Genomic DNA, 24765 nt, shown 5'->3' with positions numbered 1-24765 from the left:
CAACAACAAAAACCAACCAGGAAAGGGAATTCAGATGACTCTCAAATCCGTGCTGCTGAGTGGTGTTTTTGCCCTCGGCCTCGTCACTGCCGCCAAGGCTGACGACAAGAGCATTCACATGATCGTATGCGGCGACAATACCGGTGCCGGCATTCCGATCCAGGCCGAGCTGATCAAGGGCTGGGAAGCAGAGAACCCGGGCTACAAGGTCGATGTTGAGTTCGTTCCCTGGGGCCAGTGCCAGGAGAAGTCCACGACCCTGGCATCTGCCGGCAATCCGCCTGCCGTTTCCTACATGGGCTCGCGCACTTTGAAGCAGCTTGCGGCCAACGACCTGATCGTCCCGGTCAACATGACCGAGGAAGAAAAGGCCACTTACGCCGCACCGATCCTTGGCACGATCACCGCCAACGGTCAGCAATGGGGTCTGCCGCGCGCTTTCTCCACCAAGGCACTCTACTGGAACAAGGACCTGTTTAAGGAAGCCGGTCTTGACCCGGAAGCTGCTCCCAAGACCTGGGACGAGATGTATGAAGCGGCCAAAACCATCAAGGAAAAGACCGAAGCTGACGGCTTTGGCCTGGCCGCTGCGTCCTTCGACAACACCATGCACCAGTTCATGAACTACGTGTACACCAATGGCGGCGAAGTGATTAACGCGGACGGCGAGATCGTTTTCAACTCGCCGAACAACGTCGAAGCGCTCGACTTCTACGGCAAGATGGCAACCGTTTCCCAGCCGGGTCCGGTCGCTTATGACCGCGCCAAGCTGCGTCCGCTGTTCTCCGAAGGCAAGATCGGCATGTTCATCTCCGGTCCGTGGGAGCGTACCCGCGTTACCGACGTGAACTGGGGCGTCGCACCGTTGCCGCATGGCCCGAGCGGCGGTCCCGGCACGCTGCTGATCACTGACTCCCTCGCCGTCTTCAAGGGCTCCGGTGTCGAAGAGCAGGCGCTTGACCTCGCCAAGCTGCTGACCAACCCGGAAAACCAGATGGCATTCGAGCTGGCCGAAGGCTTCACGCCGCTGCGCGACCTGCCGGAAGTCAAGGCGCTGGTCGAGAAGGACCCGACCTGGGCAGCCTTCCTCGACGCCATCCCGACCGGTGGTCCGGAGCCGTTCGTCACTGACTATGTCGGTCTGCAGGACTCGATCAACGAAGCCGTTCAGGGTGTGGTTCTGGGTGAGGTTTCTGCGGCTGAAGCCGTTGAAATCGCAGCAGAGCAGCTTGAGGAATTCAAGTAACACCTTGTGCAGTGACCGGGCCCCCTTCCCACCTTTGGGGGCCCGGCCCACTCATCTTTAAAAGGAATGACCATGGGCGACTTGCAGCTGCGCGACGTCCACAAGAGCTACGGCCATGTGGAAGTCATCAAGGGCGTCAATCTCGATGTTGATCACGGCGATTTCATTGTGTTTGTCGGTCCGTCCGGATGCGGAAAATCGACCTTGCTGCGCATGATTGCCGGACTTGAAGAAATCACCGGTGGCGATATCACCATTGAAAACACCGTCGTCAATGACCTGCCGCCTGTCAAACGCGGCATTGCCATGGTGTTCCAGTCCTATGCGCTTTACCCGCATATGTCTGTTTACGAGAACATTGCCTTTCCGCTGCGCGTCGAGCGTCTAGCGAAGGACAAGGTCGAGGAAAAGGTACAGGCCGCAGCGGGCATTCTGCAGCTGACCGAGCGCCTGCACCACAAGCCGGGCGAACTGTCCGGCGGCCAGCGTCAGCGTGTGGCCATCGGCCGGGCCATTGTGCGCGAACCGTCCGTCTTCCTGTTTGACGAGCCGCTCTCCAATCTGGATGCAGCGCTCCGCGCGGAGATGCGCGTGGAACTTGCGAAGCTTCATACGGAACTCGACGCAACGATGATCTATGTCACGCACGACCAGGTCGAAGCCATGACCATGGCGGACCGGATCGTTGTGCTTGATCAGGGTGTCATCTCGCAGGTGGGGTCACCACTTGAGCTCTACCACAAGCCGCAAAACCTTTTCGTCGCCGGTTTTATCGGCAATCCGAAAATGAATTTCATTGAGGTCACCGGAAAAAGCGTCGGTGAAAACGGCGTGACGGTATCACTCCCCTCTGGCTCCGAACTCACGGTCAAGGTCTCGACAGACGAAGACGTTGCCGGTCGAAAACTGACACTTGGCATCCGCCCGGAGCACCTGACCCTCGGCAAGGCCGACGCCACCATCGAGGTTCTGCCCAACGTCGTGGAGCATCTTGGCATCCATACCGTTACCTACAGCACGGTCGAAGGTGCCGCAGCAACATTCTGCAGCCTTCTCCCGGGCTCGGCGCCGGCAAAGGTCGGCAAGCCAGTTGCCATGGGGCTGAAGGGAGCGGACTGTCATCTCTTCGACGAGAATAGCAAGGCGTTCGAGCGTCAACTGTCGCTTGAAGCGCTGGACGCTGCCGAGATGCACATTTGATCACACGTTCCCTTCGGGGTGCGAACCAATCGAAAACGGCCGCTCTCGGGCGGCCGTTTTCTGTATTGATTAGGCGGGCAAGTCGTCTGGAGGACTAGACGACTTGCCCACGGGCGGCGACAGGCTCAATGCGCGTCACCACGCCGTCTCGATGGAACACCATCCTGTCGAAGAGATTGGAAACCACGCAGGTGTGGTTGGGGATGATCCGGACCCGTTCACCAACTTCCGGCTTTTTCGAAGACTTGCTCAGATCCACAACCGCATGCTCTTCACTCAGTGCCGCGATCGATGCGTCCGGATAGTCGATCATCAGTCCATGATCGGAAAAGCCGAGCAGGTCGGAGGTCAGCGCCTTGGACCCGGCATCCAGAACGGCTCTGTTTTCCGTAGGCCTGGAAACAACGGTTGCCAGCACATGCATGGCGCAATCGTCGAAGTCGCACATGCCGGCGCGGACCATGGACCGATCGTTGAAAATGTAGGTGCCGGCCCGATGCTCTGTCGCACTTGCCACCAGGTCGCTGTCAAACAGGCTGGGTGATCCGCCATGCGAAACAACCGGGCAATCCAGACCGGCGGCAGCCAACTGCTTGATCGTCTGCGCAAAGAAAGCCTCCACGTCCTTCTCCGAAGAGGGCCGCGGATAGGTCATGAGGCCGTGGAACTGAAGCCCCGGTGCAGCGTCGATGCGCTTTGCAAGCTCAACCGCCTCCACTGGTGACTGCACACCATTCCGGCCAGCGCCGGTGTCGCATTCAACCAGGACCTTGAGTGGTTGTTCCCTGGAAAAAACCGCAGCCAATCCATCCACGACAACCGGATTGTCGGCGACGACCTGAAGATCGACCTTCGCGTTCAGGGCCAGCAAACGGTTGAGGCGCGCGTTGCCGAGCATGTTGAACGTGATCAGAATATCCGTGAACCCGGCATCGGCGAAAACCTCGGCCTCGCTGACCTTCTGGCAATTGATGCCCTTGGCCCCTGCCGCCAATTGAGCGGCCGCAAGCGCCGGGATTTTGTGGGTCTTGATGTGCGGTCGGAAATTCCGTCCGATCCTGTCGAAATAGTCCTGTGCGACTTTAATGTTGGTCGCCATAACCGTCTCGTCGACCACGGCAACCGGCGTCAGAAGTTCGTGAATGGAAAGCCCGACACTCATCGCTCAAACTCCCTGCTTGGCGGCCGTCGTGCTCGCCTGGATTTCCTGAGGTGCCTGCACAGTGTTGATCGGCCAGATATCTCTTGGCGCTTTTTTATACGGCGTGACGCGTGGGTCGTTCGGATAGGGCCGGCCGGCAGCACAATAGAGGATCAGCGGGCTGACCCGCGCAAAGGACTCGTGAAAATGATTGGTCGATTTCACGACCAGGATCTTCCGATCCGTCGGTTCCACGCCGAAATTCGAAAACAGGCTTGTATCGAAGCACTGGGCCCTTGTTGAATTCAGGATCACCTCAATGCCGCCAATCCGGATCAGGCTGGCGTCGCCGATCGGAACGTGGCTCTCGCCAAAACGCTGCTCAGCATTCCGGATATTGCGGACAATCTCGACTTCCGCATCGATCGGGGCGCCGGTATGCGGTGCTGACTTGGCACCGAACCGCAAGTGCATGCGGGCCCCCTCGCCTGCGACATGGCAAAGCTGAACTGCAACCGGGTCCCAGATCGAGCCAATGGCGATGTTGTCGAGCTTACGCGCCATTGCCTCTGCGAGGAGAATGGTCGCATCTCCGGCCGTTCCGCCGCCCGGATTATCCCACATATCTGCGATTGTGACAGGACCGCCTTCAAAGGCGAACGCCCTGTCAAATGCTTCGGCCGGTGTCAGTTCCCGGCTGCGCACCTTGCCGCGCAGTCCGAACAGTCTTTCTCCGAAATCACGGCATATCTCCTGCCCCAATGCAGGGTTGGCGTCGGTTACCGCAAGTACTTTCGACCCCATTTCAGGAACATCTCCAGCCATGAAACCGTGCACCACGGACAGCGACAGTAGGTCTGGTGTTTCCCTCTCGCGACGGATCATGTCATCCACAAGGTGGCGCATGGGCTCAGACGTTGTGGGAAAGACATCGATCATCTTCGGATCGTAAACGCTTATTGTCGGAGTGATCTCTCCAGCTACAGTGCGCCTTGCAATTTCCCAGGCATCTTCCGCCCTTTCGACAAAATCGATATGCGGAAATTCCTTGAAAGCAATCAGGACATCAGCCGCCTCAACGCGCTTTGCGGTCAGGTGACTGTGCGGGTCGAATGTCGCAATGATCGGCGTGTCAGGGCCAACAAGCGTCCGAATGCGGCCTAGCAGGTCACCTTCCGGGTCATCATAGCCATCGGCGACCATGGCGCCGTGCAAGCCGATCACGACAACATCAAACGGCAGTTGCGCCTGGATCTGCCCGCAGATCTCATCACGCAGATCCTCGTATGTCTGCCGCGCCACAAGACCGGCCGGATCCGCCCAGGCTGCGGTGCCTTCAATCAAGTCCCATCCGTGTAGCTGAGCGAACCTCCGCCCCACGGTGACCACAGCAGAGCACAGGGTCGGTGTTTGCGGGTGTTCTCCGGGCCGGGCCAGAAGTGATGCCCGAAAAGCCTCGATATCAATGCGGATCGGCGAAAACGTGTTTGTTTCGGTTGCCAGGACGGCGGTGAATGCGCGCGGTCGGAACATGATCAGGATGCCACCGCCAATGGATTGGGCAGATAACCGGCGAAGCCGCATATTTTCCAGCGCCCCTCCTTTCGGACGCAGAAATAAAGAGTCTGCCAGAGAAGCCTGTCCACACTGCCATCGGCTTTGGTGATCGAGCCGTCGAACTTCTTGTGAGCGATTGCCCGGCCGCCTTTGACTTCAATCGCCGACAGATCCGTTGCATCGAAAATGGCAGCCCTGGCGTCTTCGGCAAATTCCGTCTCGGCAAAGTCGGCTGCCTGACGCAACCACTCCGTCTTGTAGGTCTCAAGGTCCGGAAATCCGAGCGTCCAGTCGTCCGGATTGGCTGCTCTGCCCCCGTCCACGCCGAAAAACGCCGATACGTCAAAATCATCGGCAACCTGAGACCAGTCCGCGGCGACGAAGGCATTGATGTCGCGCACCACCAACATGTCCCAGATTTCCGCCCTGTCTGGGTCCACGTTTGAAAAAGGATTGGTCTGACTGTCGGAAACACCCTGCATATCGGAAACCATTTTCATTTTGATGGTTGATTTTTGAAAAATATACGGGTGAAATAAAACCAATGTCAAACCACTATGTAAATCATTTTCATTTTTGGAGCTGAATATGTCGATCACACGCTATGGTGCTGAAAAATCCGGTGCTGGTGGCCAGAACCTTCCCTTCGCCCGCGCTGTCGAAGCGGACGGCTGGCTGTATGTCTCCGGCCAGGTGCCGATGAAAGACGGTGAAATCGTCGGCACCGGCATCGTTGAACAGACACATCTGACCATCAAGAACGTCATCGCTATCCTGGAAGAAGCCGGTTATGGCCTGGAACACGTGGTGCGTTGTGGCGTCTGGCTGGATGATCCGCGCGACTTCTGGTCCTTTAACGGCGTCTACAAGAGCTATTTCGGCGAACACCCGCCGGCGCGCGCCTGTGTCCAGGCGACGATGATGGTCGATTGCAAGGTCGAGATCGACTGCGTCGCCTACAAGAAGCCGGACTGACCCCATGCGGGACATCCTATCCGTGCTGCAGCAGATTGAACCGGAACTGTCCAAGTCGGAACGTATTCTGGCAAGCCTGTTGCGCACGGAAGCGGATTTCATCGTCAACGCCGGCATAACGGATGTTGCCGAACGGGCGGGCGTATCGCCGCCGACCGTGACGCGCTTCTGCCGGCGTCTGGGCTGTGACAGTTTCACTGCGTTCAAGGTTCAGGTCGCGCAGGTCACCTTTGCCGGCACCCGCTATCTGGCGGTGGATGCGGCCTCGGCCGCCCCCTCGGATGTTGCCGACAGTCTGCTGGTCCAGCTTCAGGACGCAGCGGTCAAGACACGCCAGACACTCGACATGGCCTCGGTGGACCGTGCAGTTAACGCCATCTCCGGGGCCGGTCTCCTGGCCGCCTTCGGCGCCGGTGGTACGTCTTCGATGATTTCCGACGAAATGCAGAACCGTTTCTTCCGGCTTGGCCTTCGGACGGTCAGCATCACCGATCACGCCATGCAGCTCATGCAGGCTGCTACCCTATCTGCCGGAGATGTCGTGCTGGCGTCGTCGGTCTCCGGCCGGAACCTGCAGATGGTGCGCGCGCTGGAGGCGGCCAAGACCTATGGCGCCACCGTGATTGCGCTGACGCGTCCGGACCGCCCGGTGTCTGATCTTGCCGACATCACGATCGGTATCGATCTTCCGGAGGGTGATAACATCCTGCGGCCCAGCACCAGCCGTTTTGCGTTTCTTTATGTGACCGACCTTCTGGCAACGCTTGTCGCCATGAAACGCGGCAACGAGGCGCGCGAAAGCCTCCGGCGGGTCAAATACCAGCTCAGCAATTCCCGGGATCCGGATGACAAGGAAGCTCTTGGTGACTGACCATTCTGCCAAATCCGTCGCCGTCGTGACGGGCGCAGCCGGCGACATCGGTGCGGCCATTTGCCGGGCACTCGCCCCCAGCCATCACATCGCTGCGGTAGATATAGACGCCACAGCACTCGATGCGGCTGTGGCAGATCTGAATGCGCTAGGCTTCCAGGCCAGCGCCTTTGTTTGCGACCTGACTGACCCCGAAGCCCTGTCCGAGTTGGCTGCTTCCGTCGCGGGTCTCGGGCCGGTGACCGTCCTCATCAACAATGCGGGGGCCGCCGCGTCGCTGACGCTGCATTCCATGACCGCTGCCAGCCTGGCAAAGGACCTCTCCTTGAACCTGGAGGCCGCTCTCAATGCCTTCAAGGTGTTTGAAACTCCCCTTACCGAGTGCGGTTCAGGCTGTGTCGTCAATATTGCTTCTGTCAACGGTCTGGCTGCGTTCGGCCATCCGGCCTATAGCGCCGCGAAAGCGGGGCTCGTTCACGCAACCAAGGCCATTGCCGTCGAATACGGCAAATACGGTCTGCGCGCCAATTCCGTCGCGCCCGGCACAGTCAGAACACAAGCCTGGAAAGATCGCGCGAAAGCCAATCCGGATGTCTTTAATGAAGCCCTTGCCTGGTATCCCCTCAAACACCTGCCGGAACCGGACGACATTGCAACCACCGTCGCCTTCCTTGCCAGCCGCGCCGCGCGCTGCATCACCGGCATCTGCCTTCCCGTCGACAGCGGTCTGACCGCTGGTTCGACGGCTCTCCCCCGCACCTTCACCCAATCGCCCGATTTTGATGGATAAACAGATGAGCAACTTTGTTCTCGACAGTTATTTTCAGCCTTCTGATGACCTTGCCCATGCACGTTTTGACCTTGCACTGACAAATACCGGCAGCAAGACGGTCTCCTCTTTCTCTCTTGCGTTCACCTCCGTCACGCGAGCGGTCAACAGCGCGACGCTCAAGAATGCCGCGGGATTTTCGCGGGTCGCCAACTTTCACGAGATTACGCCACCCGACGGCCTCGTTCTGCAGCCGGGAGAAACCTGGTCCTTTTCCATCCAAGGCTTGAGCCACCCGGGAAGACACAGGCTCGACGGACCGAAATCCGCCTATCTGACCACGTCAGGTGCGATCCATGATGTGCAGTGTACCGACCTTGAAGCACCGGCAGAACTTGACACCGGTGAACGCAAACAGGTGCCAGAGGGGCAGGTCGACACACCACTGCATATTGTGCCCTGGCCGCAAAGCGTCGAATTTTCCGGCCAGAAAAGCGGTCTTGCCGCATTCTTGATCGACAGCGGTACGACCATCGAGAAATCAGCGGCAGCCAAGATCAATGCGCTTTCCAAACGGCTCTTTTCGGCAGCTCCCTATCCTTTCCGGTTTGCTCCGGGCGCAGACCTGATGCCATTGACCTTTGAATCGGACCAAGCGCTTCCCGAGGACGGCTATCGCCTGCAATTCAAGTCGGCAGCAGTTGCCATCAGCTATGGTGGATCGGTCGGTCTCGACTATGGTCTCACGGCGCTGGCGCAGATGGCCTTCGGCGCCTACAGTGACCCGGTGAGCTATTGCCTGCCGGCCGACGCCCATATCGAAGATGCCCCCCGCTTTTCCTGGCGCGGTACCCATCTGGACGTCTCACGACACTTCCGCGGCCCCAAGGACATCCTGCGACTGCTCGACATACTCGCCTGGGCCCGGATGAACATCTTTCAATGGCATCTGACCGACGACGAAGGCTGGCGCCTTGAAATCAAGGCCTATCCGGAACTGACCGTGAGCGGCGCCCGCCGTGGTCCAGGCTGTCAGCAGGTCGCACAGCTCGGATATGCCTCAGAAGTCTACGAGGGCGCCTACACGCAGGACGATGTCCGGGACATTGTCGCCCATGCCACCAGCCTCAACATCGATGTTCTGCCGGAAATCGACGTTCCGGGTCATTCCACAGCGATCCTGAAGACATATCCTCATCTGGGCGACCAGGCAGAACCGCCCGAGAGCTACCATTCCGTTCAGGGGTATCCCAATAATGCTCTGAACCCGGCGATGGAGGAAACCTACGCCTTCCTTGAAAAGGTGTTTGCCGAGGTCGCGAGCCTCTTCCCCTGCGACTACATTCACATCGGCGGTGATGAGGTCGACACCAAGGCCTGGCTGACCTCTCCCAGGACCCAGCGTCTGATGGAAGAGCACGGACTGAAGGACACGATGGAAGTACAGGCCTATTTCATGGGCCGCGTACGTGACATCCTGCGGAAGTTTGGCAAGAAGCTGGCCGGTTGGGACGAGGTTTCGCACGGTGGCGGCATCGACCCGGACGGTGTGCTTCTGATGGCCTGGCAGAAACCGGAGGTGACCCGCGAATTGATTGACCAGGGCTACCAGGTCATCTGCACGCCGGGGCAGCATTATTATCTCGACATGGCGCAAGCCTCCGGCTGGCAGGAGCCCGGTGCAAGCTGGGCCGGCGTGTCCACACCGGAATCCGCCTATGGTTATGAGGCCTCCGACGGCCTCAGCGCCTCCGGTCCGGGCGCGCTGGTCGGGGTCCAGGCCTGTATCTGGTGCGAGCACATGGTCGACAACTGCGTGTTCAACCATATGGTCTTCCCGCGCCTTTATGCTGTGGCCGAAGCCGGCTGGACACATCCGGAGAACAAGAACTGGCCGCGCTTTGCCGCCAGCAGCAAATTCTTCCCCGAACTCTAGAAAAGGGCGCATTCCATGAAGATCGCGGTCGGCGGCATTCATACGGAATGCAGCACCTATTCCCCCCTGCAGCAAACCGCGGATGACTTTAGGGTCGTCCGCGGCAAGACGCTGCTTGAGCAATGCGGCCTGCTGGAGGAGCGGTTTTCCGATGTCACCTTCAGCCCGCTGTTTCACGCGCGGTCCATCCCGGGTGGGCCCGTAAAGCCGGACTGCTATTCAGCGTTCAAGACGCAGTTCCTTCAGGAACTGGAAGCCACGCTGCCTGTAAACGGCGTTTTGCTGATCATGCATGGTGCAATGCATGTGCCTGGGCTGGAGGACGTGGAAGGTGACTGGATCGCTTCAGTCCGCCAGCTCGTCGGTCCGGCCGTTCCCATTGCTGTCAGCTATGACCTGCATGGCAACGTCACCCAAAAGATCATCGACCAGATCGACATTTTCTGCGCCTACCGGACAGCTCCACATATCGATGTCACGGAAACGCATGTGCGGGCCGCACTCGAACTCACGGACCAACTACGTGGTGGCCAGCCCCGCCTGGTTGCCTATGCACCCGTGCCGGTTTTGCTGCCGGGGGAAAAAACAAGCACCGAGGACGAACCGACCAGGTCCCTTTACAACAGGCTGCCGAATTTCGACCAGCGTTCGGGGGTAAGCGATTCCAATCTGATGGTCGGTTATGTCTGGGCCGACATACCCAGGGCCACAGCCGCCGCGGTTGTCACCGGTACGGACAAGGCTGCGGTCTCGCAAGCCGCTGAACAGATCGCGGAGAGCTATTGGCAGTCCCGTGCGCGCTTCGATTTCGGCGTTCCGACAAAGCCTTTGAGTGCCTGTCTGGATGATGCAAAGACAGCAGAAACATGGCCTTTCATTCTGGCAGACAGCGGGGACAACCCGACAGGTGGCGGCGTCGGCGACAGGGCAGACGTCTTGTCGGAATGGCTTTCCAGCGGTCTGACAGATGCGGTGTTTGCCGGTATCGCCGACCCGCATGCCGTAGAGAGCGCCTGGACGTTCAAAGAAGGCGACGAGGTACAGCTTACGATTGGCGGGGCACTCGGCAGTTCCTGCTCCCGGGTTTCTGCGACCTGCCGGATCATTGCCAAACTCGGTGAGGCCTCGTCGGGCGATCGCGAATTGCTGATTACCATCCGGAACAATCATGTCATTCTGACCGAACGGCGCAGGCCGTTTCACGCGTTGGACGACTTTCGTCGATTTGGCCTTGAACCTGAAAAGGCGCGTTTCCTTATCGTCAAATCCGGCTATCTTTCACCAGAACTCGCCCCCTTGGCGAACCCTGCAAGGATGGCGCTCACCGAAGGCGCCGTCAGCCAGGATATCTGCGGTCTGCAAAATCAAAACCGCCAATCCCCCTGCTTTCCCTTTCAGACATCGTTTGACTGGAAGGCCAAGGCCATCGTTTCTGCGCGCGCACCAGACTGAATTTATCGGAAACTTCGTTCTGCCAGCCGCCTGAACCGTTGCTGCAACTGGCGAAGAGTAACCAGAAGCCCGCGACAGAATGCGGACGGCACCCGTCCAAGTATTTTGCCGCCACTGAGGGCACTGCCTGGCTGCTGTCAGTTTATCAATGCGGTTCGGGACACTATTAACCTTGCGCCAGCGACCAGCAGAAGAGGCTCCAGCCTGCCACTGTTAGACGACTCACTGTTGCCAATGAGCAAAGAACTAGTCTTTCAGACATAAAATATCCACGAATACGTGCCGAGCTTAAATATTAATCTGACTAAATTAGAAGCATAAAAAATTGATCAACCGTACAACAACACTAGCTTTCCCTCCTACTTTCAGCCACTTAGAAGGAACACAGATTTTCAGGGTTGCGCCCGGCTGCTTTATATTGTTAATTTTGACAATATTGAATATGAACGAACGGTCAGTATGAAATTTCAGCTATGTTGGTGTTCTTCAAGAGGCAAAGCCCACATGAACACGACCGCCAACGGCAAGTTTGCCGTGATTGCTGGCATATGGGCTTATTAGCACACGGCCCCATCGACTGTGCTGAAGCCCGAAACGCTCTATCGGTAAAACGATAGAGCGTTTGTTTTACGCACAGGCAATTCTTCATTAAACATCTGAAATGGTCACGTGGATTGACGTCTCCACAGTCGACAGCGCCAAATTGCGCGAAATACGCCCCAAAATGCTTGCAAAAATGTCACAGTCAAGAAACTTACGCAGAGGCATTGTAAGTTATGACGAGGCAAAACCGATCACGGGCGAGTGATACACCTTGATCTGCGGCCCTCAGACCACACTTATTACCGAAATGTAACTGATTAAGGGTGAATTTGTGATCTTTATTACACCCATTCGGCAGAATGTGGTGCGATAATGGCAAAATCGTGACCGCGCAAAATAGGGGCGCAAGGCATAAACTATTGAAAAATGTCCGAAAAGGACAAGCCAAGAGACCCCAAAAGCGGTGAATGAAGTTGTATTAGCCTTGGGAGGCGTACATGCAACGGAATAGCAAAGCAGGAATTATTGCGCTTGGCCTCATCCTCGCCCTGGCGGGAAGCGCTTCTGCGGCCCCATTGCCTCAGGAAACAATCACGTTGCCTGAGGACCGTCTTGCGGTCACAGTCGCGTCTGCCACCCAGGAACAGGTGGACCCGTTAGAGAGTGAACTGACCATTTGGGTGGGTGAAATTGAACTCGACGGCCGAAAGGCTGTTTGGGTGGAATTGATCGATTCCTATGGCGAAGTCATTTACGATTCTGAGGTCAGCACCAACGAAACGCATCTTTTGCCAGACGGTCGTGCCGTCGTTGTCAGGGCGATGGATCAGGACAACGTGGTTGCCGGCAAGGACGAGTCCCGGCTTATGAATGAAGGCACTCTCATGGTGACGCGTCGCGTCGTCAACGAAGGCGCCGACGCAACCACCGTTGAGCTGATTGAAACCGGCAGCGAGCCGCTCCAAAAACGTGGCACTATGCTTCAGGTCGCCGATTTCGGTGAGATGGTCTGGAACAAGATCGTTGCGTTTTTTGATGCCGCCGGCTCGCGGGTCAAGGTCGCCTGGAACTGGCTGGTTGACACGATTCAGGCTTGAGTGCCGCTCGCCGTTGTTCTTGCCCCGTCCGGCTCTCCGGGCGGGGCGCCTCTGTTTCATGCATTCACTCCGCAAAGGCAGGTTTCCTCTTGCTTCGAGCCGGCCCAGCTCCGCAACGCTAGAAAAAATTTAGAGAAATCATTGACCTGCGTGATCTGACCGTTTCCACTTGGCGTAACCCGACAGAACAATAATGATGAACCAGACTTTTGGGCCTGCGGTTTCACCGGCTCGTTGGTCACGCCGAAGGATAAACCATGCGGATTGCCGTCATCGGCTCCGGGATCTCCGGAAACAGCGCTGCCTGGGCGCTCAGTTCTTCACATGAAGTCGTATTGTACGAAAAAAGGCTACGGCCCGGTGGGCACAGCGCCACCGCGGACATTGATTATGGCGGAACCCCGCTTTCAGTCGACACCGGTTTCATCGTCTACAACGAACGCAACTATCCGAATTTTACAGCTCTGCTCGACCACCTCGGGGTCGCGAGCGAAGTAAGTGACATGAGCTTTGCGCTCTCAGCCGACGACGGCAAACTGGAATGGTGCGGCGACAGTCTGAATTCGGTATTTGCGCAGCGCAGGAACCTGGTCTCTCCGCGCTTTCTCCGCATGCTGCGGGACATTTTCCGCTTCAACAAGAGGTCGGTTGATGATCTTCGGCAAGGTCGCCTGAGCGGTGTCACACTCGGCACCTACCTGGACAATGAGCAATATTCCTCTGGTTTCATCAACGACTATCTTCTGGCCATGGGTGCGGCGATCTGGTCAACGCCCATCAATGAAATGCGCGCCTACCCGGCCGAAAGCTTCGTGGCATTCTTTGAAAATCATCGGCTTTTGTCCTTCGAACGCCCGCTCTGGAGAACGATTTCCGGTGGCAGCCGGAATTATGTGGAACGGCTGGTGGCCCCTTTGGCCGGCCAGATCCGCCTCGGAACACCGGTCACGCGCATTCAGCGTCAGAACGGACGTGTCCTTGTCACCGACAGCTCTGGGAATACGGACACGTTTGATCAAGTGGTCCTTGCGAGCCACACCGACCAGAGCCTGGCCATGCTGGGGGACCCGAGTGAAGCAGAGCAGGACATCCTGGGTGCGATCCGATATCGACCGAACGAAGTCTACCTTCACCGTGACGAAGATCTGATGCCCAAAAACAAGCGGGTATGGGCGTCCTGGAACTACATGTCCGACAGAGAAGCTGGAGAGACACGCGACGTTACGGTCAGCTACTGGATGAACCGGCTCCAGAATATCGATCGCTCCAAGCCCGTTTTCGTGACGCTGAACCCTTACAAGGCGCCGCGCGATGACCGGACCTTCGCAAAATATGTTTATGATCATCCGCAGTTTGACGCGGCTGCGCTGGCAGCAAAAAAACGGCTGTCGGAAATCCAGGGGGTGAACAACACCTGGTATTGTGGCGCCTGGCGCGGACACGGGTTTCACGAAGATGGACTTGCGTCGGGTCTGGACGTGGCGCGCGCACTCGGAGCGCGTCTGCCTTGGGACCGTGAAGAATCGCGGCCGCAATTCCTGGACGCCGCCGAATGACGGCAAAGCCAAGCAATCGCTGGAGAGACAATGGGCTGCCGCCTGAAGCGGCCGCAGCCCTTTACGACGGTGCGGTCATGCATCAACGCATGAAGCCTAGGCAGCATCGCTTCAGTTATTCCGTCTTCACAACGCTGCTTGATCTCGACCGCCTGAATGAGGCCGGCAAGCTGAGCAGGCTGTTTTCGATCAACCGCTTCAACCTCTTGTCTTTTCACGAGAAGGATCATGGTCCAAGGGATGGCAGCAGCCTGCGAGGCCATGTCGAACGCTTGTTGCGGGATAAACAGGTGGACCGACCTCAGCGGATACTCCTGCTCGCCTATCCTCGGCTTCTCGGATACGGCTTCAATCCGCTCAGTGTCTATTACGTCTATGACCGACAGGATCAGTTGACAGCACTGGTTTATGAAGTGCGCAACACGTTTGGCGGCCTGCATACTTATGTGGCCCCTGTGCGCGACGGGCAGATCAGTGATGCCGGCATCCGGCAGGAGCAGCGCAAGGAGTTTTACGTTTCTCCTTTCATCAGCATGGACCAGCACTATCACTTTCGAATGCTGCCGCCCGGCGAAACCGTGCGCGTCAGGATCCTGGAAACAGATGCCGAGGGCCCTCTCCTCTCCGCGACCTTTTCCGGTGTGCTGAAGCCCTTTCGGACAAGCACACTCGCCAGGGCCTGCTTGCGTGTTCCCTTTCTCACACTCAAGGTGATGGGCGCAATTCACTGGGAAGCCTTTAAAATCTGGCGCAAGCGTGTACCATTTCATCGTCGGCCCGACAGGGACGTACCGGATGGGGGACCGGTCCGTCACGTCCAAGAAACGGCGCTGGCATCAAAACAATGATATTTCAAGAGGTTCTGCCATGAGTGAGCCTATTGTCCTGACTCAGGAAAATCTCCGGAAAGAATTGAAGGGGACACCGCGCCTTGCCCGCATGGCAGCGAGCCTGGCGCTGAAAATCCGCTACGGATCCCTGGAAATTCAGTTTCCGGACGGACGTACCTATATGATCAACGGGCGAGAAGCCGGTCCGCACGGCGTACTGAAAATCCATAACTGGAAGTTCTTCCGAATGGCCGTGCAGGCGGGAGATGTCGGTGTCGGCGAAGCCTTCATGGCCGGTTACTGGTCGTCTCCCGATGTGACGACCTTTCTCGAGGTCTTCTGCATCAACCAGGAATCGACCCTGGAGGCGCTGCAGGGTCGCCCGATATCGCGTTTCCTGTTGTCCATCCGGCACTGGCTGAACTCGAATACGAAGCGCGGGTCGAAACGCAACATCTCCGCGCACTATGATCTGGGCAACGCCTTCTACAAGGAATGGCTCGACCCGTCGATGACCTATTCTTCGGCCATCTACAGCAACGAGACCAACAATCTCGAACAGGCCCAAAAGGAGAAGTACGCCTCGCTTGTGCGCCAAACCGGCATTGAACCGGACCACATGGTTCTGGAAATCGGCTGCGGCTGGGGCGGATTTGCCGAACATGTCGCCAAGACAGTCGGTGCGCATGTGCGGGCGCTTACCATCTCCAGGGAGCAGTTCGAATATGCCAGCGAGCGCATCTACAAGGCGGGCCTGAACGAGAAGGTCGACGTGGTCTTTCAGGACTATAGAGACGAAAAGGGCGTCTTCGATCGCATCGCGTCAATCGAGATGTTCGAGGCCGTCGGAGAGAAGTACTGGCCGACCTATTTCCGGCAATTGTCCACCTGCCTGAAACCGGGTGGCCGGGCAGGTTTACAGATCATCACAATTCAGGACACCATGTTCGAAGATTACAAGCGCGGCACCGACTTCATCCAGCGCTATATCTTTCCAGGCGGCATGCTTCCGCCGCCAACCCGGCTTATGGAAATCGGCAAATCTCTGGGTCTGGACCTCATGGATCAGAAGATTTTCGGGCAGGACTATGCCCGCACGCTGGCGGAATGGCGTCAGCGGTTCCGCCAGGCCTGGCCCCAAATCAGCCCGCTCGGGTTTGACGAACGGTTCAAGCGTCTCTGGGAGTTCTACCTGCACTATTGTGAAGCCGGTTTTCGCGCCGGCAACATCGATGTGCGCCAGATGGTCTATGTCAAATCAGGCTAAGGGCCTTTGCGACAGCAGAAATGAAAGGCCGGTTGCTAACCGGCCTTTTTTTCTGACCAGCCCGTGGTTCGCTTCAACAGGGCAAAATAGGCCCGGTAAGGCAAAAGCTGTAGAAATTTGAGTTGCCGGACAAATGGGCCGGGAAAGGCAATTTCGAACCTCGTCGGATGGTTCAACCCTTTCACGATATCCAGTGCAGCTTCCTCGACCGTCATCAGATGCGGCATTGGAAACGGATTGGACTTCGTGGCAGGCGTGTCGACAAACCCGGGATTGATCAGCTGGATGCGAATGCCGGCGAGATCCAGATCGAACTTCAGCGACTCGACCATGTTGATCAGACCCGCCTTGCTCGCACCGTAGGCTGCAGAGGTCGGCAGGCCGCCATATCCGGCAACCGATGACACAACACCGATCTGTCCCCTGCCCCTTTCCTTCATGCGCTCGATCACCGGCAACAGCACGTTGACCGTCCCCATGAGATTGACCTCGAAGGTTTTGCGATAGTCTTCAACATGGCCGGAAAGACCATCCTGCGGCAGATAGATGCCGGCATTCGCAACCAACAGCACCACCGGACCGACCTGTTCCTCGATCTCCGCCGCCATGTGCTGCATCAGCTCAGTATTTGCCACATCGCCTGCATAGGCACAGATCCGTCCGCTCAAATCGGCCGCCTGCGCTTCAAGTTCTGTCAAGGCAGACAAGGATCTGGCCGTGACGACGACGGTCCATCCATCCCGCGCCAGATCAAGCGCAAGCTGACGCCCGATCCCCGAACTTGCACCCGTGATCCAGGCACACCCGTCCGTCGGCGTGGCAACATATTGTTTTTTCGGCAAAACAGTCTCCCAAGTGGTTTGCCTGTTCTACGCAAGCCACCTGGGGTTCGGATCTCATTTAACGCATGAAGGGGGCAAACCAGCGTCCGACCGGGCCGGTCAACTGCAAGCGGCCTGCAGTCACGGCAAAACAGATGCAGTCTTCGCCCTCGTCTGCAACAGGCTTGTGATCGACATCCCCGTCGGCATAGGCGAGGTCGCCTGCAACGTAATGCCCGTCATCATCCCGGAAGCCGCCTTTGAGTACCAGCGTCAATTCCGTTCCATGGTGGGTATGGGAAGGCATGGCACGCCCTGCGCGCACCCACAGCAGGCTGCTGTTGCAGCCATCGATTTCGTCAAACTTGCATTCCTTGACGCCCGGCAGCAGCGTTTTCCAAGGCAAGTTCTCCAGAGTATCGCCGACAATCGCCTGAAGCGACCCGGGCACACCGGGCGCCCTCGTGCCGAGAGCGTTGGTCGACAGAGCCCCTGGAAGATTGTCGTTGAGATCAGCCCCGTCCGTGTCGAAAATGGCAGAAAGCGCCATTTCACGATCAGACATGGCGACAGGCTCGCAACTCTCGAGACCGGCTCCGGCCAGTGTTTCGAGGGATGAAACGTAACCCCGGTTCTGACTGCTCAGCTCAAGATGTGCACCAACCAGTGCCTGAGCCGGATAGGACAGCGTCCCGGCTGCATAGCCGGCCAACAATTCATCCATACCGGTCACATTCTTTTCCATTGCCGCTCTCATAGAACTCCAGCGTTTCAAGTTGCCTCTAGCGCGATACGCTGCGCCTCAAGGCTCGGATCATCATTAGCACCATAAATATTTGAAATTGAGTTTCAGTCCAGCGTCTGGGCTGATTAATTGCCGGCGCACCTTCAATCGGACTGCAAAAAAGCCAAGCTCCATGTCGATCTCGGCTGGTATTCAGTACACTTCACATTACATTGCATTCTTGATCAAGGTGCCGGCGACCTTTAGCGTCCGGTTCACGTCAAAAAAATCGGTCCGGCAAGACCTCCGGACCAGATCAGCCAGGAACCAAGAATATGTCTGTGTCCGCTTCTGTTGTCGATGCGATCGGGAACACGCCCCTCATCCGCCTGAAGGCCCTTTCCGAGGAAACCGGTTGCGAGATCCTTGGCAAGGCGGAGTTCATGAACCCTGGTCAATCCGTCAAGGACCGCCCAGCCCGCCAGATGATCCTGGAAGCAGAGGCGCGCGGTGATTTGAAACCTGGTGGGGTCATCGTGGAAGGCACTGCCGGCAACACGGGCATCGGACTTGCCCTGGTGGCAAGCGCTCGCGGCTACCGGACTGTGATCGTGATCCCGGAAACCCAGAGCCAGGAAAAGAAGGACATGCTACGCCTTTGCGGTGCAGAGCTTGTCGAAGTTCCGGCCAAACCGTTCAAGGACCCGAACAACTATCAGCACGTCGCTCGCCGCCTGGCTGAAGATATGGCCAAGACCGAGCCGAACGGCGTCATCTTTGCCGATCAGTGGAACAATCTCGACAATCGCAAAGCCCACTATATGACCACAGGCCCGGAAATTCTGGCTCAGACCGGCAACCGGGTCGACGGGTTCATTTGCGCGGTCGGTTCGGGCGGAACGCTCGCCGGAGTTTCCACCTTTCTGCAGGAAAACAAACCAGGGGTCGTAATCGGCTGTGCGGATCCGCGCGGTGCGGCGATGCAGTCGCTGTTCACCTCAGGCGACGCGGTGGCCTCAGAAGGTGGCTCCGTGTCCGAAGGCATCGGTCTCGGCCGCAGCACGGTGATAGTCGAGGACCTGAAGATCGATCATGCCTGGACCATCCCGGACGAAGAGGCCCTGCCTCTCGTCTTTGATCTGGCCGAGAACGAAGGGCTCCTGCTCGGCGGTTCCTCCGCCATCAACCTGGCCGGTGCACGCCGCCTGGCACGCGAACTCGGTCCGGGCAAAACCATTGTCACCATCTTGTGCGACCACGGCACAAGATATCAGTCGAAACTCTACAATCCGGAGTTTCTGCGGTCGAAAAACCTGCCGGTTCCGGCCTGGCTGGAGCGTGAGGTCACTATCACGCCGCCATTTGCCTGAGCGATTGAAGCGCCAAACAACTCATGGAACAGGATGCTCCCGCAATCCCTGACACTGGTGGCCCCGCTGAAACGGTGATTCACGACGCAGTGACGGATGCGGGCCTCCTGGACACCATGGCCAACAACCTTGGACTGGTCGCGGCTTTCGTTGCGGCCCTCTATGTCACGGCCGGGATTTGCGCGGTGCGCGAGGTCATGAATTCCCGAACCTCGCAAGGGTCTGTTGCCTGGCTGCTGTCACTGTTCTTCCTGCCCTATATCACCGTACCGCTTTACTTCGTTTTCGGATGGCGTTCTTTCAGCGACTACGCCAAGATCCAGGCAACGCTCGGCCGGTCCGAGCGGGCACGGCGCGCGGATGAGCTTGGACTGACGGATCACGAGGAAACACGGGACTGGCCAGTCCTGTCGCGTGTGGCAGGTGTTCCCTTCCTGGCGGGCAACAAGGCCAAACTGCTGATCGATGGCGAAGCAACCTTCGGTGCCATCAAGGATGCAATCGCTCGGGCGCAAACTGTCGTTTTCTTCCAGTTTTTTGCCATTCATGACGACGCACTCGGCCGCGAGATGGCCGATGCACTGATCGAACGGGCAAAGGCAGGTGTCGAGGTCTACTTCCTCTATGACGATGTTGGCAGCCACGCGCTGTCGCGAGAATTCATACACCGCCTGAAAGACGCCGGTGTCCGCGTTTGCGGTTTCAATGAAAACCACAAGTTTCTCAGATTGCTGGGCCCAATGAGGCTCAACTATCGCAATCACCGCAAACTTGTCGTCGTCGACCATGTCGAGGCCTATGTCGGCGGACACAATGTCGCCGACCAATATGTCGGGCGCGACAAATGGTTCGGGCACTGGCGGGACACCCATGTCCGGGTCGAAGGTCCTGCAGCGGTTGCCTGTGCACTTTCCTTTGTCGAGGACTGGCTTTGGGCCAGCGGCACTCAGATCGAGTTGCCCCAGGTGACCGAAATCCCCATGCCCGGCGATGAATCGGTGCTGGTGATGCCGACCGGACCGGCCGACAAGCTGGAAGAATGCGCGCTTGCCTTCGTTGAAGCGGCAGCGCAGGCCAAGCGGCGCCTCTGGATCACGACGCCCTACCTGGTGCCCTCGCTCGACGTTCAAACCGCACTATGTGCGGCCGCCATGCGGGGTGTGGACGTGCGCATTCTCCTGCCCGAAAAACGGGACCATTGGACGGTGTGGCTGGCAAGCCATGCCTATGAAGACACCTTCGTTCAGCGCGGCGTGAAGGTCTATCGCTATACGGACGGGTTTCTGCACTCCAAGGTCACCCTTATGGATGACGACCTTGTGTCCATTGGCACAGTCAATTTCGACAATCGGTCCTTCCAGATCAATTTCGAACTGACACTCTGGTTTACCCACGAACGCATGATCCGAAATGTCGAGACCATGCTCACGAATGATTTTCAGAATGCCAGACTGACCTGGCCGGACGTCTTCCAGTCCCGCAGTTACGTCTTCAGGGTGCTTGCCCAGGGTGCAAGGTTGCTGTCTCCCATCCTGTAGTCCAAGCCCCTTCCCGATCGATTTTCTGCCCTCTGGTGCAATTTCCGGCCTTGCCCTAAACTGCCCTTTTCACGTCTTTGAGGCCCCCCGACCATGACTTTCCTCCCCGACATTACAACGCTGCTTGCCTTCACCGCAGCAGCCCTGGTCCTCACGGTGACCCCGGGTCCGGACATGACCCTATTCATGAGCAAGACCCTGACCCAGGGCCGCATGGCCGGGTTCGCTGCAGTGCTCGGGGCGACCGCGGGGCTTGTCGTGCACACCGTCCTGGCCGCCATCGGCGTCTCTGCCCTTCTGGCAGCGTCGCAACTTGCCTTTACCTTGCTCAAGATTGTCGGAGCCGCCTATCTGATCTGGCTTGCCTATCAGGCGATCAGCAAGGGGGCCAGTTTCTCCTTGGAGGCCGCCAAAACGAGAAAGCAACCGTTTCACAGGGTTTGGCTGCAGGCGCTTGGCGTTAACATTCTCAACCCCAAGATCGTCCTGTTTTTCGTGACATTCCTGCCGCAGTTCGTGAGTGCCAGTGACCCCCATGCTGTTGGCAAACTGTTGTTTCTTGGCTTCTATTTTGTGGGGCTCGGCATGCCGATCTGCGCCTTGATGGTTCTTGGGGCAAGTGCCTTTGCACGCTTCCTGAAGTCATCGCCAACCTTCATGCGCGCATTCGACTGGGCCTTTGCCGGCATCATGGGAACCTTCGCGCTGAAACTGCTTGTCGCCAAGGCCAACAATTGATGTCCGCCGCACGCGAGACTGCTGTCCAGGTCGCCATTGTCGGTGGCGGTCCGGCAGGTCTGGCGGCCGCCCTGACCCTGTCACGATCCATGATCCGCACTCTCGTGATTGAGTCGGAGGAGCCGGCAAGAAACGGGGCTTCCCCGTTTGTCGCCTCCCTGCCCGGCCTGGACCGACAAAAGCCGGACGACGTGCGCGGCGCAATCCGGAGCGACATTTCTGCCTATCCCTATGCAAGCTTCAGACGCGGCAAGGTGGAAGATCTTCGGAAGTCCGGGCCTGTCTTCAAACTGATCCTCAGTGAAGAAACCGTGGCTGCGGATCTTGTCCTGCTTGCGACAGGAATGGTTGATCAATATCCGCCTTTGACGAACCTTCATTCCTTTTGGGGGCGGAGCATTATCAATTGCCCGTTCTGCCATGGCATTGAATGGCAAGGTGCCCGCTGGGGCATCTTCGCCGACCGCCCTGAGGTGCTGGCGGCGGCGGAAATCTATCTGAACTGGTCAGACGATCTGGTCTATTTCGTCGGCCCGGGCGCCGGAATGGATGAAAGCAGACATTCGGAACTTTTGAACCTGGGCATTCAGGTGGAGCCGAACCTGCCGCAAGGCGTGAACGGATCAGAAGGTGCTCTGACCGGCACCCTCATGCCAGACGGGCGAAAAATCGATCTGGACTGTCTGCTGGTCTATCCGTACCAGAAAGTGCCGGAGTTGGTTGAGCGACTTTCACCCACTTTGAGGGAAGACGGTTCTGTGTGGGTCGATGAAGGGTACCGAAGTTCCATTCCAGGCCTTTATGCGGCAGGTGACCTTGTCTATCAGGGGCATCAGAACACTCCGACAGCTTTGCATATGGGCAACCTGGCGGCCGCAAGCATCGTCATGGATCTTTGCTTCGGCAAAGGCTCATCTCCTGTGATCCCCGGCTCATCCTGACAAATGGAGTAAAGAGCCTTCCAGGCGCCATCACCACGAGCAATTTGCACTTGCGAAGAATGCCTATCATTGCTCAATTCAGGTCAGCAATCAGGAGACCCATATGACCACGCCCTTGTTCCGGGATGATGCCTATCTTCGAAGCTGCGAAGCCCAGGTTGTGAACGTGAATGAACGCGGTGGCATCGTGCTCGACCGGACCGTTTTTTACGCCATGGGAGGCGGACAGCCCGGAGACAGCGGTGCGCTCGAACAGGAAGACGGAAGCCGGATCGAGATTGCCACGACTGTTTATGACGCTGACAAGTCGACTGTTGTGCACGTTCCCGCAGAAGGACAGGCAGTTCCCGAAATCGGGAGCCGTTTAACGGCACATATCGACTGGGCGCGCCGCTACCGGCTCATGCGCATGCATACGGCCCTTCATTTGCTGTCCGTTGCCCTGCCCTATCCGGTCACGGGCGGCCAGATAGGAGACGGCGAAGGCCGCTTGGATTTTGACATGGGCGAAGAAACCGTCGACAGGGAGGCATTGCTTGAAAAGCTTAACGTGCTTGCCGGCGGCGACCACGACGTCACGACCGAGTGGATTACCGACGAAGAGCTGGACGCCAATCCGGACCTAGTAAAAACCATGTCGGTAAAACCACCTCGCGGTTCCGGGCGGGTGCGTCTGGTGCGGATCGGAGGCGATGTCGATTTGCAGCCCTGTGGCGGCACGCATGTGGGCAGGACCTCTGAAATCGGCGTGCTCGAGCTTGGAAAAATCGAGAAAAAGGGCAAACAGAACAGACGCGTACGAATTCGCCTGACGGATTGAGACGCACGCACGCCCTTGGCTGAAACGGGAGGCCGGACATGAAACTATCAGGAAGCTGTCGTTGCGGTGCCGTTTCCTTCGAGCTGGAGAGCAAGGCCCCTTATCCGTATATGCGCTGTTATTGCTCCATTTGCCGAAAGGTCGGCGGCAGCGGTGGGTATGCGATCAATCTGATGGCAGATGCCAGAAGTTTGAAGGTTCAGGGTGCTGAATCCAAATCCGTCTACAACGCGATCCTTGACGGTAAAACCAGCCCTGCGGAACGTCACTTCTGCCGTTCTTGCGGTTCGCATCTATGGGTCTGGGATCCGCGCTGGCCTGATCTCATCCATCCACATGCCGGTTCAATCGATACCCCCTTGCCGGTTCCGCCGGAAACGGTCCATATCATGTTGGCCTACAAACCGGACTGGATCGATGTTCCAGATGGCCCGGGTCACATTCATTTCCAGCACTATCCCGACCAGTCCATTGAAGAATGGCACCGGTCAAAAGACCTTCTCGAGACCTGAGGACAAAAGATGACTGACCATCCGCTCGTATCCACACAATGGCTGGCCGATCATTTGTCGTCGCCGGATCTGGTGGTCATCAATGCCTGGATGCCGCCCGTCACCCACCCGGACGCACCTCCGGTCTATCCGAACGCGCATGTTCCAGGTGCCATCTTTTTTGACGTCAATGAAATCTGCGACACCTCCAGCGACCTGCCGCACATGCTGCCCGCGCCGCATGTATTTTCCTCTGCCATGCGGAAACTCGGCATTGGAGATGGCCAGACGCTGGTGGTCTATGATGACTTTGGCTTCTACTCCGCGCCGCGGGTCTGGTGGACCCTGCGCAGCATGGGCGCGGAACGCGTTTATGTCCTGGATGGCGGGTTTCCGAAATGGCGTGCAGAAGGACGGCCCTTCGTCGATGACGAAACACGGCGCGTTCAGAGCCACTTTTCCGCGCGCCTCAACAATGGCGCCGTCGCCGATCTGGGCGACATAAAAACCGCAATCACCTCCGGAAACCGTCAGATCCTCGATGCACGATCTGCCGCACGTTTTTCCGGAGAAGCCCCGGAACCGCGTGCCGGGCTGCGCAAGGGCCACATGCCGACGGCGCTGAACCTGCCGTTTACCCAGCTTATCCGTGAAGACGGCACGTTCCTGTCCAGAGAAGAGCTCAAGGGCGTGTTCGAAAACGCCGGCGTCGACCTTGCCAGGCCTGTCACGACCACCTGCGGATCAGGTGTGACGGCCGCCATTTTGACCCTTGCCCTGACCATTCTGGGCGCCCGTGACCTGGCACTCTACGACGGGTCCTGGGCGGAATGGGGAAGCCGAGACGATACCGAAATCGTCACGGTTGGTAACTGAGACCTG

At 57.9% G+C, this 24765-nt stretch carries 23 protein-coding genes; 18 read left to right on the top strand and 5 right to left on the bottom strand.

Annotated elements, in window-relative coordinates; genetic code table 11:
- Window positions 1-34 precede the first annotated feature (34 nt).
- Complete coding sequence (locus tag ACO6TG_RS28185; protein WP_422376243.1) at window positions 35-1246, top strand: ABC transporter substrate-binding protein; 1212 nt, start codon at window positions 35-37, stop codon at window positions 1244-1246.
- A 72-nt stretch (window positions 1247-1318) separates the two neighbouring features.
- Window positions 1319-2446 (top strand): ABC transporter ATP-binding protein, encoded by a 1128-nt coding sequence (locus ACO6TG_RS28180; RefSeq protein ID WP_422376242.1) that lies wholly within the window; start codon window positions 1319-1321, stop codon window positions 2444-2446.
- 94 nt (window positions 2447-2540) lie between these two features.
- On the opposite strand, the gene ACO6TG_RS28175 is transcribed toward ACO6TG_RS28180, so the two are convergent.
- Genes ACO6TG_RS28175 through ACO6TG_RS28165 form a run of 3 tightly spaced genes read right to left on the bottom strand, consistent with a single transcriptional unit; the run spans window position 2541 to window position 5644 of the window.
- Window positions 2541-3608 carry an alanine racemase gene (locus ACO6TG_RS28175; RefSeq protein ID WP_422376241.1) on the bottom strand — a complete coding sequence of 356 codons (1068 nt, stop codon included), beginning with the start codon at window positions 3606-3608 and terminating at the stop codon, window positions 2541-2543.
- A 3-nt stretch (window positions 3609-3611) separates the two neighbouring features.
- Window positions 3612-5120, bottom strand: a complete 1509-nt coding sequence (locus ACO6TG_RS28170; protein ID WP_422378963.1) for a M81 family metallopeptidase — start codon at window positions 5118-5120, stop codon at window positions 3612-3614.
- Window positions 5121-5122: 2 nt separating this feature from the next.
- On the bottom strand, window positions 5123-5644 hold the full coding sequence (locus tag ACO6TG_RS28165; RefSeq protein WP_422378962.1) for a hypothetical protein: 522 nt from the start codon (window positions 5642-5644) through the stop codon (window positions 5123-5125).
- A gap of 88 nt (window positions 5645-5732) precedes the next feature.
- Between ACO6TG_RS28165 and ACO6TG_RS28160 the strand changes: the two genes are divergently transcribed.
- The 9 genes from ACO6TG_RS28160 (at window position 5733) to ACO6TG_RS28120 (ending at window position 16440) form a co-directional block, all read left to right on the top strand.
- Window positions 5733-6119 (top strand): RidA family protein, encoded by a 387-nt coding sequence (locus tag ACO6TG_RS28160; RefSeq protein ID WP_094070593.1) that lies wholly within the window; start codon window positions 5733-5735, stop codon window positions 6117-6119.
- 4 nt (window positions 6120-6123) lie between these two features.
- Window positions 6124-6990 carry a MurR/RpiR family transcriptional regulator gene (locus ACO6TG_RS28155; RefSeq protein WP_422376240.1) on the top strand — a complete coding sequence of 289 codons (867 nt, stop codon included), beginning with the start codon at window positions 6124-6126 and terminating at the stop codon, window positions 6988-6990.
- Window positions 6983-7780 carry an SDR family oxidoreductase gene (locus ACO6TG_RS28150; protein ID WP_422376239.1) on the top strand — a complete coding sequence of 266 codons (798 nt, stop codon included), beginning with the start codon at window positions 6983-6985 and terminating at the stop codon, window positions 7778-7780. The genes ACO6TG_RS28155 and ACO6TG_RS28150 overlap by 8 nt, the downstream gene beginning before the upstream one ends.
- 4 nt (window positions 7781-7784) lie before the next feature.
- Window positions 7785-9695 carry a beta-N-acetylhexosaminidase gene (locus ACO6TG_RS28145; RefSeq protein ID WP_422376238.1) on the top strand — a complete coding sequence of 637 codons (1911 nt, stop codon included), beginning with the start codon at window positions 7785-7787 and terminating at the stop codon, window positions 9693-9695.
- A gap of 15 nt (window positions 9696-9710) precedes the next feature.
- Entirely contained in the window at window positions 9711-11147 is a 1437-nt protein-coding gene (locus tag ACO6TG_RS28140; RefSeq protein ID WP_422376237.1) for a M81 family metallopeptidase, read from the top strand.
- A gap of 1040 nt (window positions 11148-12187) precedes the next feature.
- A complete protein-coding gene (locus ACO6TG_RS28135; protein WP_422376236.1) occupies window positions 12188-12787 on the top strand; it encodes a hypothetical protein in 600 nt (199 codons plus the stop codon).
- A gap of 257 nt (window positions 12788-13044) precedes the next feature.
- A complete protein-coding gene (locus ACO6TG_RS28130) occupies window positions 13045-14343 on the top strand; it encodes an NAD(P)/FAD-dependent oxidoreductase (protein ID WP_422376235.1) in 1299 nt (432 codons plus the stop codon).
- Complete coding sequence (locus ACO6TG_RS28125; RefSeq protein WP_422376234.1) at window positions 14340-15191, top strand: DUF1365 domain-containing protein; 852 nt, start codon at window positions 14340-14342, stop codon at window positions 15189-15191. The genes ACO6TG_RS28130 and ACO6TG_RS28125 overlap by 4 nt, the downstream gene beginning before the upstream one ends.
- Window positions 15192-15210: 19 nt before the next feature.
- Complete coding sequence (locus ACO6TG_RS28120) at window positions 15211-16440, top strand: class I SAM-dependent methyltransferase (RefSeq protein ID WP_422376233.1); 1230 nt, start codon at window positions 15211-15213, stop codon at window positions 16438-16440.
- Window positions 16441-16475: 35 nt separating this feature from the next.
- Here the strand turns inward: ACO6TG_RS28120 and ACO6TG_RS28115 are convergent, their stop codons facing one another.
- Window positions 16476-17282 (bottom strand): SDR family NAD(P)-dependent oxidoreductase, encoded by an 807-nt coding sequence (locus ACO6TG_RS28115; protein ID WP_422376232.1) that lies wholly within the window; start codon window positions 17280-17282, stop codon window positions 16476-16478.
- Window positions 17283-17340: 58 nt separating this feature from the next.
- Complete coding sequence (locus tag ACO6TG_RS28110; RefSeq protein WP_422376231.1) at window positions 17341-18006, bottom strand: ChrR family anti-sigma-E factor; 666 nt, start codon at window positions 18004-18006, stop codon at window positions 17341-17343.
- 314 nt (window positions 18007-18320) lie between these two features.
- Here ACO6TG_RS28110 and ACO6TG_RS28105 point away from each other — a divergent pair, with 314 nt between their 5' ends.
- The 7 genes from ACO6TG_RS28105 (at window position 18321) to sseA (ending at window position 24759) form a co-directional block, all read left to right on the top strand.
- Window positions 18321-19355 (top strand): cysteine synthase A, encoded by a 1035-nt coding sequence (locus ACO6TG_RS28105; RefSeq protein ID WP_422376230.1) that lies wholly within the window; start codon window positions 18321-18323, stop codon window positions 19353-19355.
- A gap of 23 nt (window positions 19356-19378) precedes the next feature.
- A complete protein-coding gene (cls, locus tag ACO6TG_RS28100) occupies window positions 19379-20893 on the top strand; it encodes a cardiolipin synthase (RefSeq protein ID WP_422376229.1) in 1515 nt (504 codons plus the stop codon).
- A 93-nt stretch (window positions 20894-20986) separates the two neighbouring features.
- Entirely contained in the window at window positions 20987-21631 is a 645-nt protein-coding gene (locus ACO6TG_RS28095) for a LysE family translocator (RefSeq protein ID WP_422376228.1), read from the top strand.
- Entirely contained in the window at window positions 21631-22572 is a 942-nt protein-coding gene (locus ACO6TG_RS28090; protein ID WP_422376227.1) for an NAD(P)/FAD-dependent oxidoreductase, read from the top strand. The genes ACO6TG_RS28095 and ACO6TG_RS28090 overlap by 1 nt, the downstream gene beginning before the upstream one ends.
- A gap of 103 nt (window positions 22573-22675) precedes the next feature.
- The gene (locus ACO6TG_RS28085) at window positions 22676-23392 is read left to right on the top strand and encodes an alanyl-tRNA editing protein (RefSeq protein ID WP_422376226.1); all 717 of its coding nucleotides are present in this window, start codon (window positions 22676-22678) and stop codon (window positions 23390-23392) included.
- A gap of 38 nt (window positions 23393-23430) precedes the next feature.
- The gene (locus ACO6TG_RS28080) at window positions 23431-23904 is read left to right on the top strand and encodes a GFA family protein (RefSeq protein ID WP_422376225.1); all 474 of its coding nucleotides are present in this window, start codon (window positions 23431-23433) and stop codon (window positions 23902-23904) included.
- Window positions 23905-23913: 9 nt separating this feature from the next.
- Window positions 23914-24759, top strand: a complete 846-nt coding sequence (sseA, locus tag ACO6TG_RS28075; RefSeq protein WP_422376224.1) for a 3-mercaptopyruvate sulfurtransferase — start codon at window positions 23914-23916, stop codon at window positions 24757-24759.
- Window positions 24760-24765 lie beyond the last annotated feature (6 nt).

The sequence above is a fragment of the Roseibium sp. genome (genome assembly GCF_965233565.1).
Taxonomy (GTDB): Bacteria; Pseudomonadota; Alphaproteobacteria; order Rhizobiales; family Stappiaceae; genus Roseibium.
Note: the sequence above shows the minus strand (reverse complement) of the source record. Positions and strands in the feature narration are given on the sequence as shown.